The sequence below is a fragment of the Prevotella sp. CAG:255 genome (assembly GCF_000431195.1).
GTDB classification, from domain to species: Bacteria; Bacteroidota; Bacteroidia; order Bacteroidales; family Bacteroidaceae; genus Prevotella; species Prevotella rara.
The window spans coordinates 1-5,858 of record NZ_HF986827.1 but is presented as its reverse complement, the minus strand read 5'-3'; the positions used below and the strand labels follow the sequence as shown (position 1 = coordinate 5,858).

Genomic DNA, 5,858 nt, shown 5'->3' with positions numbered 1-5,858 from the left:
CTCATAATAGGAGAAGTCCATTTTCGTACAACTATTTTTTTTGCGTCAGAGACCCTCCAGAATCATGCTGTTTGCTTTGTCCACTTCGCTTGACTTTATCGAGTCGAGGTATATCTGCGTTGTCGTTTCCGAATCGTGCCCGAGGGCCTCGCTTATGACTGCCAATGGAACGGCCTTGCCACGGGCGATTGTAGCCCATGAATGCCTCGTGTAGTACATTGACAACGGCAACGGCAGCCCTGCCATGTGGGCGATGTCTTTCAGAAGTCTGTTGGTTTTCCTCATCATGTTCTGGTACTGCCTGCGCTCGCTCCCATCCTCGCGTGTGATTATAGGCAGGAGGTACCTTGTTGCGTTAGGCTTGTACTTGTCCATGATTGCCTGCATCTGCCTTGTCCATTCCACCGTCAGGAGCTGTCCCGTCTTCTTGCGGCGATAAGTCAGGCAGCCGCCGTCAAGGTCGGTTTTCTTCAGGTACGCCATGTCGACGAATGACATCCCGCGCGTGCAGAAGCTGAACATGAACATATCACGGGCGAAGTCGAGACTTGGCTTCCGCAACAAATCCAGATCGTTTATCTTCTTGATGTCAATGAACGGTATGCTCCTTTTCACGGTCTTGTCCATACCGCAGTAGACGTGTCTGAACGGGTGACGGTCGGACGTGAGACCCTCCTCCACCGCCAGCTTATAGTTCGTGCGCAGGATGCGCATGTAAAAAGAGGTGGTGTTGCGCGTCAGTCCGCATCCTTGCATCCACGCCTCGTATAGCTCCATCAGCCCGCCGTCCACCATGTCGAACGTCAGGTAAGTGCCTTTGCAGAAACGCATGAGGCTGTTGAGCATGGAACGGTACGTTTCCGCCGAACGCACCTTGCCAAGCTGCCTCTTGTGCCGTATCTGGCTGCGTATGAAGTTGAATACGCTGTCCGGCGTGTCGGTATCGGGCGAAAAGGCTGCCGTGATTTCATCAAGGCTTACCGTGCCCGTTGTTTTTTCGCGCTCCTCCACCATCCGTCTGAGCCTGTCAAGCTCCCATTGAAGTTCCGTTTTCAGCGAAACGAGGAAAGCGTAACGCGGTGATGACGGAACCGGCAGCAATATCCGCCCTGCCCTTCCGTCCCATTCTTCGGCGAAGATTCTATACTTGCCCGTTATCCTGCGCACCGAGCGTCCATGTATCAGTTGGAACACCAAGGAGCCTTCCCTGCCCGGCATTGTCGAAGGCCTGAACTTCAGTTTTATAGATGTCATAGTCCAATGTTTTTTATCCGTTTTATAAAAAACGGCCGGCGGATTTTTGCGTGCCGGCAAGCCGCTTTGCAAAAGGCGGCCTTTTACCTTACGGAAGGTCGTCTTTTGGAGCGCAATATGCGGTCTTTTGCATCCCCAAATGCCGTGTATTGGAAATGTTGCAGCATTGCGTCGACACATTATTTATATATTGAGACCGTATTTATCCGCCGACCTGCCGTAAAGGTAGGGGCAAGTCAGGATGTCTGCAACACGTTAAACATTGGAGAATGAGGAATTTAGCGGGATTTATAGGGATATTGTTGCAGGACTGTCTGCTCCGTGTCCTTGACACCAAGCAAACAGTCCTGTATCTTTTACCACAAGCGGCAACACCATGTCCGACGCCAAAGAGGGGACTTCTTGCGCTTCGTTTCACTCAACAGTCAGCAAAGTCCCCACATTGGCGGCGGTACTTGGATGACTTTGCTTATACCTATTCTTTTAATTGCAAACCGTCGGGCGTCATGTCCGGAAAACGTTTTTCCGTGCAAATATACTGCGGACAGGAGGAACGCCAAGTGCCGCCTGCGCTTTCGGCGAGAGGGTTTGACGGCAGCCTTCCACAAATTTCCGCGTGCCTTGGGAATTTGGGTATTCCGTCCGCGCTCTCTCGCCTCACACCTGTCTTATCCTCCCTCTTGTCCGCAGTGAAACTCCGCACGGAAAACGGCTTTCCCGGCCACGAAGCCCCAAAGGGTTTCACAAAAGGGAAAAGAATTGAAACCTACAACATTAAAAACATCGGATTATGCGTGTAAGAAGAATGACAATCGAACAAGGGCGGAGGGTCGGCATCGACCGCTTCCCGAACTTCCACCGTACCGGGAGCGTAAGAGGCATGAAAAGGCTGTATTACGGCAAGGACTGCCTTTTGGTACGTTGCGGCAGTTACATCTACAATGTATCGGCCGAACCACAAATCTATTATCAGGCAAGTGTATGACATCAAAACAAGTTATTATGGACTATCAGAATTTTTCAGGAGAGGCAATATCCAAACAGGACAAGGAGTTTGCCAAAGAGTTTGAGTACTTCGTCAACGGACGGATGCGTTCCGCCGAAATCACGGGCAGGGAGCTGTCAAGAGCGCACCGCTACCTCCAGCAACAGATGTTCAAGGTGTTCATCGGCTTCATGCGCCAACTGGCGCACAACTACCGCAAAGGCTATTATGACGACCGCAACGAATGGGCATCAAGGCTTGCGGCGGAAGCATACGGCTCACTTGTCGAAAAGGAGCTTGTCTATGACCCAGACTATAAAAGAAACAGAAATAGTGTAACAACCTAAAAACAGATGAATATGGCAGGATATACTGATTTTCCCGAATACGGCAGGGAATGTGAACTGATTAGGCCGTGGCGTGGCTATCATCACGGGATTGTGGTTGCACTGACGGATACAGGCTTCATCGTGAGGCTGACAAGCGGTGCGGAGATAGAAGTGTACGTGGACGATATAAAACTTTGCTGACATGTGCAGGCTGATGACACACCGGTTGGAGGAAGCCTTGAAAGGCTATCCCCTTTACTCGCAGGACGGCATGGGAAAAGAAGCCGTCTGCGTGGCCATCTTCGCACTTGGTGCGATACGTTGGTTCATACTTGAGGGAGAAGTACAGGGCAATGATACAGTCCTGTTCGGCATTGTGGTAGGACTTGCAGAGGACGAGTACGGCTATGTCTCGCTCAACGAGCTTTCGGACGTGACGCTTGACCTTACGGCACAAGGCATGGGCAAGTTGCAGGTAAGGCAGCAGGAAAACTTCCGGCCAACGAAGCTGAAGAATTTGCAGGACTACCGCCTGCAACGGTTTCTTGCCGGATTTGAACATTGAACATTAACTAACCCGTCAGCCGTGGCTTTCACGGTCACGGCTGGCACAAACAGACAAGACGATGAATACGAATATCAACATTGACGCAGTAATGAGGTGCGGCGAGGCCGACGGATGGGAAGTGCGTGCCGACAGGCAAGGGAACAGCACCATTTTCGAGTTCTATAAATTCACGCCCGCAGGGCAGGACTTCTATTTCACGGCATCCATGACAGGAGGCAGCATCGACAGCCTGGCAGATGAGATAGAGGACTATTACGAAGGTTTCGACCCCGACTATGAGGCGAGCCTGTGGATTGGACCGGACGGCCACGGACAGCGTGGCGCTCCCTACCACATCAAGGATATCGTGGCCGACATGGAAAAGGCGGAGGAAATGGTGTACGGACTGCTTGAAGCAATCAGGGGGATTGCCTGACGGCTTGATGTGCGTGAAAAGAAAAAGCCTGTATCACTATTGGGAGCTTTTGCGCTTGCGTCCTTTCTTCGGGATGCCGTTCTTTTTGAAGACCATCAGGTCTTTACCGAGGAAACGGCGCCTTGCATTGCTTTCCGCCCTGCTGAAGGGCAACGGCCTTTCGGGATGGCTGATATAGGCGTATATGGTGCAGCGGTGTACGCCAAGGTAACTTGCGGCTTCGCGCACCGAGTATGTTCCTTCCGGGATGATTTCACCAAACAACTTGTATAAGTCCATGTCTTAGTCCTTTTTGGCCATAAAGATAACCGGCGGACGGATGCCATGCAAGACGTTAGACATTGGAAGATAAGGAAGTTCATTGGAAAATGACGGATTTCGTGGACTTGCTGTTATTCCACTTCCGTGCCAAAGGCGGGCAAGCGGAAAAACACTTTTTGAAAAATGAGAAGGGTATATGTTTCAGGGTTGACAGCGTTGACAAGGTTGAAAGGGGCAAAGACACACGAGAAATATTGTTCGCAAATTACTGTTATACAATATTTTATCTTTTTATTTAACTAAAAAAGAATAATTATATATGTACCGTGTTTTGTCAACACTTGGCTATGGATTTCCGGATTTTCCCAAATCTGTCAACGCTTGTCAACGTTTGTCAACGCATACTTTTTCATGGATGTTGTTGATATAATGCAAATTGGCCTTTGTCAACGCTGTCAACCATGAAATGTGTGCATATTATTCTTCGAAGATTTGTATCGAAAAGAGGAGCTTTGAATACATTCAGCCATAGTTGGTTGTTATATGTCATGTCAAGCTATTATGATTGGGTTCGAAAATGAAAAAATCCAGACATTTGTGTATTAATATGTCTGGATTTTAGTGCTGCATGAAAATCGACTGCTTCTATATGCTATTGTGATGCCATAACTCAAATATATTTATTCGGTTTCTCTACAAGCAAATATACGGTTGTGGAATACTCTTCCGTCGCTGGATTCCCCTTTGAAATTTCAACCAGTACTGTTTTTACATTTTTTGATGGTCTGTCGCTGTAGGACTGTTAATATACTATTTGATTGACTGAATAAATGCGCAACAAACGCGAAATATTGATGGATTGTTAAAAAGTTGCTAATCCAACAATATTGTTTTTATTTCAGATAATCGTGAATGAATATAGGAAAAGAATTTAATATTGCCACTTCGTCATTTGCGCAAACATATTTTTCCTTTTGTGCTTTAAATATGGCATCTTGATTGACTGTATCCTTGTCTTCTGGCAATACATTTTCACCTGATACGATATAGTTGGCTTTGCACACGTTCTGTGCCTTCAACATGTTCCAATTGTTCCTCACCTTGCTTTCATTGGTTTTTGACAGGTCGATAAACTTATATCCTTTTGCCTCAGTATAGGCAAACGTTTCCGCCTCACCCTTGAATTTATGGTCGACGCAAGCCTGTCTTGTTACGGTGTACTTCCAATAGTTGGCATCAGGCAGCGTTTTAGTATATTTGAGAGATTCAATCATCGGATAGTTTACGTATAATTTGCCATTGTCGGTCTCGTTGTCAAAAAATCCAAGCATTTCTTCCAATATCGTGTTCACATTCTCAAGACCTATCCGGTTTTGAAAGTCATAATCGAAAAAGAGGAATATCTGAGAGAACATTGTGTCAAGTCGTATTCCATCAGGCACATCAATGCCGTTTTCTGTTAATGGCAATGAGCGGAACAGGTCAAAGTCGTTACTCTTCAACCTCTTATATAGCGTCGGCAGGTCATGACTGCATTTCACCATCCTTACCTCTTCTCCCGAGAGAAAAAGTTTTTCCAACGAGCCGAATACTGTCGGTTCGGCTTTCAAACCTTCGAACACAAACAAGATCATACGCCGAATGTTCCCCCTCGATACAACTTTTCCAAATTATGACCAAAGCGGAGTTCCTTGTCCGTCAAGTCACAGATTGCATTAATTTCATTGTTCTTCAGAATGAAAAAACAATCAGGCCGCAACAGGTCGTTTGTCAGCAGAAATGTATCGTGGGTTGTCACGAACGCCTGATGTTTGCCCTTGAACAGTAACTTACAAATGGTATATGAAAGTTCGTAATGATAAAAAGCATCAAACTCGTCCACGAACACGAATGTAGCATTGCCCATTTCTTTCAACCAATAATATTGCAGTTCCAGGTTCAATGTGCCGGTTGATGCCACCCACATGAAAGGTATCTTAACCCCACCGATTACGCAATACAATACATTGTCGCCTTCTGTAGGTTTCGCAAATGAGAATTCCTGCT

The 5,858-nt window shown here is 47.2% G+C and carries 9 protein-coding genes; 5 read left to right on the top strand and 4 right to left on the bottom strand.

All coding sequences use genetic code 11. From position 1 onward, the window contains the following. Nucleotides 1-45: 45 nt before the first annotated feature. Entirely contained in the window at nt 46-1,254 is a 1,209-nt protein-coding gene (locus QVO66_RS09995; RefSeq protein WP_021855349.1) for a site-specific integrase, read from the bottom strand. 790 nt (nt 1,255-2,044) lie between these two features. Here QVO66_RS09995 and QVO66_RS09990 point away from each other — a divergent pair. From QVO66_RS09990 to QVO66_RS09970, 5 genes are all read left to right on the top strand, one after another. Beyond that, nucleotides 2,045-2,239 (top strand): hypothetical protein, encoded by a 195-nt coding sequence (locus QVO66_RS09990; RefSeq protein ID WP_021855347.1) that lies wholly within the window; start codon nt 2,045-2,047, stop codon nt 2,237-2,239. A gap of 17 nt (nt 2,240-2,256) precedes the next feature. Then, nucleotides 2,257-2,586, top strand: coding sequence for a hypothetical protein (locus QVO66_RS09985; protein ID WP_021855346.1), 330 nt, complete (start codon nt 2,257-2,259; stop codon nt 2,584-2,586). A gap of 12 nt (nt 2,587-2,598) precedes the next feature. After that, nucleotides 2,599-2,769, top strand: coding sequence for a hypothetical protein (locus QVO66_RS09980; RefSeq protein WP_021855345.1), 171 nt, complete (start codon nt 2,599-2,601; stop codon nt 2,767-2,769). Between the two features lies 1 nt (nt 2,770). Next, nucleotides 2,771-3,133 (top strand): hypothetical protein, encoded by a 363-nt coding sequence (locus QVO66_RS09975; RefSeq protein WP_021855344.1) that lies wholly within the window; start codon nt 2,771-2,773, stop codon nt 3,131-3,133. A 61-nt stretch (nt 3,134-3,194) separates the two neighbouring features. Further along, nucleotides 3,195-3,551, top strand: coding sequence for a hypothetical protein (locus tag QVO66_RS09970; protein ID WP_021855343.1), 357 nt, complete (start codon nt 3,195-3,197; stop codon nt 3,549-3,551). A gap of 36 nt (nt 3,552-3,587) precedes the next feature. Here QVO66_RS09970 and QVO66_RS09965 read toward each other — a convergent pair whose 3' ends face one another. The 3 genes from QVO66_RS09965 to QVO66_RS09955 all read right to left on the bottom strand — a co-directional run. Continuing rightward, nucleotides 3,588-3,830, bottom strand: a complete 243-nt coding sequence (locus tag QVO66_RS09965) for a helix-turn-helix domain-containing protein (RefSeq protein ID WP_021855342.1) — start codon at nt 3,828-3,830, stop codon at nt 3,588-3,590. Between the two features lie 875 nt (nt 3,831-4,705). After that, entirely contained in the window at nt 4,706-5,446 is a 741-nt protein-coding gene (locus QVO66_RS09960) for a hypothetical protein (RefSeq protein ID WP_021855341.1), read from the bottom strand. After that, nucleotides 5,443-5,858 (bottom strand): AAA family ATPase (locus QVO66_RS09955; RefSeq protein WP_288172800.1); only part of this gene is annotated, 416 nt, incomplete at its 5' end. The genes QVO66_RS09960 and QVO66_RS09955, both read right to left, overlap by 4 nt.